The 2,978-nt window shown below is 73.5% G+C and carries 2 protein-coding genes and 1 pseudogene; 1 reads left to right on the plus strand and 2 read right to left on the minus strand.

Translation table 11 applies throughout. The features are described from left to right. On the minus strand, nucleotides 1–1,978 hold a 1,978-nt coding region (locus MHW47_RS33950), incomplete at its 3' end, for a GNAT family N-acetyltransferase (RefSeq protein WP_239227693.1). 163 nt (nucleotides 1,979–2,141) lie between these two features. Between MHW47_RS33950 and MHW47_RS33955 the strand changes: the two genes are divergently transcribed. Then, complete coding sequence (locus MHW47_RS33955) at nucleotides 2,142–2,423, plus strand: HPr family phosphocarrier protein (protein WP_239227694.1); 282 nt, start codon at nucleotides 2,142–2,144, stop codon at nucleotides 2,421–2,423. Between the two features lie 292 nt (nucleotides 2,424–2,715). Here the strand turns inward: MHW47_RS33955 and MHW47_RS33960 are convergent. Then, nucleotides 2,716–2,978: pseudogene (locus MHW47_RS33960) on the minus strand (GntR family transcriptional regulator); the annotation flags it as partial.

The raw sequence follows: 2,978 nt of genomic DNA on the forward strand, positions 1-2,978 counted from the left end.
CGAGGGGCTGGGCGGCTGGGGCCTGCTGGGCCGCTGCGAGCGGCTGGGCGGCCGGGGTCTGCTGGGCCGCCGTGAAGGGCTGGGTGGCCGGGCGGGGGTGGGCCACGGTGCTGGTGGCGGCGGAGAGCGCCTCCGCCAGGCCGCCGATCTCGACGTGCACCACGGCGACCGGCTTGGCGGGTCCGGCGGCTGCCGCCGCGTGCAGTGCGGTGGCCAGGACTTCGCCGTCGCCCGACTCCGCCTCGCCGTCCTCGCCCACCCAGGGGATCGCCGTCACGATCACGGCGTCGCACGCCCCGTCGGCCAGCGCCGCCGCCAGCGCGTCCCGGAAGTCCTGCGGGGTGGCGGAGGTGGTGAGGTCGAGGGGCGGGCGCGGGCGGAGCCCCTCGGCCAGGCAGACGTCGTACGTAAGCAGCCCCAGCGACTCGGAGTTGCCGAGGATGGCGACCCGGCCGCCCGCGGGAAGGGGCTGGTCGGCGAGGAGCAGGGCGGCGTCGACCATCTCGGTGACCGTGTCGACGCGGATGACGCCCGCCTGCCGCATCAGCGCGGACACCGTGGAGTCGGGGATGCGGCTGACGGGGACGGCGTGGCCCGGCGGGGTGGAGCCGCTGTGCCGGGCGCCCTTGACCACGACGACCGGCTTCACGGCGGCGGTGCGCCGGGCGAGGCGGGTGAACTTGCGGGGGTTGCCCAGCGACTCCAGGTAGAGCAGGGCGACGTCGGTGTCGGGGTCCTCGTACCAGTACTGGAGGAAGTCGTTGCCGGAGATGTCGGCCCGGTTGCCGGCCGAGATGAAGGTGGAGAGGCCCGCGCCGCGCCGGTAGAGCCCGGAGAGCAGGGCGATGCCGATGGCACCGGACTGGGTGAACAGGCCGATGCGTCCGGAGGCGGGCCGCTCGGGGGCGAGCGAGGCGTTGAGCCGGACCTCGTCCGAGTTGTTGATGATGCCGAAGGCGTTGGGGCCGATGATCCGCATGCCGTACGACCGGGCCTGGCGGACCAGTTCGCGCTGCCGTTCGCGGCCCTCGGCGCCCCACTCGGCGTACCCGGCGGAGAGGACGACCAGCCCCTGCACGCCGTGTTCGCCGCAGTCCGCGACGGCCTCCGGAACCCGGTCGGCGGGCACGGCGACGACCGCGAGGTCGACCGGCTCGCCGATCTCGCCCAGGGAGCGGTGCGCGGGCACCCCGTCGATGGTCTCCCGGCCGGGGTCGAAGGAGCTGTTCACCGCGTGGACGCGACCGGTGAAGCCCGCGCCGACGAGGTTGCGCAGGACGGTGCGGCCGACGCCGCCGGGGGTGCGGCCGACGCCGATGACGGCGACGGAGCCGGGGGCGAGCAGCCGCTGCACGGACTTGGCCTCGGCCCGCTGTTCACGGGCGCGCTGCACGGCGAGGGACTCGGCGGTGGGTTCGAGGTCCAGGGTGAGGTGGACCGAGCCGTCCTCGAAGCTGCGCTGCTGGGTGTACCCGGCATCCCGGAACACCTTGATCATCTTGGTGTTGGCGGGCAGCACCTCGGCGGCGAAGCGCCGGATGCCGCGTTCGCGGGCGACCGCGGCGATGTGTTCGAGCAGGGCGGAGGCCACGCCCCGGCCCTGGTGGGCGTCCTGGACGAGGAAGGCGACCTCGGCCTCGTCGGCGGGGGCGGAGGCGGGCCGGCCGGTCGCGTCGATGCGGTCGTAGCGGACGGTGGCGATGAACTCGCCGCCCACCGTGACGGCGAGGCCCACCCTGTCGACGTAGTCGTGATGGGTGAAGCGGTGCACGTCCTTGGCGGAGAGCCGGGGGTAGGGCGCGAAGAAGCGGTAGTACTTCGACTCGTCGGACACCTGCTCGTAGAAGCTGACCAGGCGCTCGGCGTCGTCCGTGGTGATCGGCCTGATCCGCGCGGTGCCGCCGTCGCGGAGCACCACGTCCGCCTCCCAGTGATCGGGGTAGACGTGATGCGGACTCTGCTCCGAAGAGGGCTGCATGGGCCAAGCCTACGGCCGCGGCACCGGTCGCGGAGGGGCCGGGGGGCGGGGCAGGCTGGGGTGTCCGGGAGATCCCCGGGCGCCTCCTGCGGGTCGGCCCGGAGCACCGCGCACCCCATGAGACACTGGTCTAGACAACCGTTGATTCGTGAAGGGCAGAACCATGGCTGAGCGCCGCGTAAACGTCGGTTGGGCCGAGGGCCTGCACGCCCGCCCCGCTTCCATTTTCGTCCGTGCCGCCACGGCTTCCGGCGTCCCCGTCACCATCGCCAAGGCGGATGGTGCCCCGGTGAACGCGGCCTCGATGCTCGCGGTGCTCGGTCTCGGCGCCCAGGGCGGCGAGGAGATCGTGCTCGCGTCCGACGCGGACAACGCCGAGGCCGCTCTGGACCGGCTGGCCAAGCTGGTCGCCGAGGGTCTCGACGAGCTCCCGGAGACCGTCTGAGCCACAGCGGTCACGACCGCCGGAACGCTCGACGCGCAAGCCGCGGCCCCCTGAAAAGGGTGTCGCGGCTTTCGCATGCACGGAGGTCTTTTCCCCGGCCGCACGCAAGCCCTCTATCCGCACGGGCGCAGGTCTCTTCATTCCTCCGCACGGGCGCCCATTTCTTTTCGCACCGCGCGGGCACTTATTCCTTCCGCACCGCGCGGGCGCTCATTTCTTATTCCGCCGCGCGGGGGAACTCACTCCTTTTCCCGCCGCGTGGGGGCACTCATTCCTTTGTACGCGCCTTCTGTTAATTCCCGCCGCTCGCGGTGTTTACGGCGCGTTGCGGAGTTCTCACGCGGCCGGGGCGGGGTACGCCGCCGGGGCGGGCGGTGGGGCGCAGCCGGTGCGCGGCGCCCTGCCGTTCGGCGAGCCGCGTGGCGAGGGAGCGGGCGCGCTCGGCGTCCCGGCGCGCCACGGCGTCCACGAGGGCGCCGTGGTCGGCCCAGGCGTCGGCGGGGCCGGCCGACGGCTCGACCGCGTACATCCACGCGATCTTGTGGCGGGGCTGGG

It is taken from the genome of Streptomyces sp. OfavH-34-F (assembly GCF_022347745.1).
GTDB lineage: Bacteria > Actinomycetota > Actinomycetes > Streptomycetales > Streptomycetaceae > Streptomyces.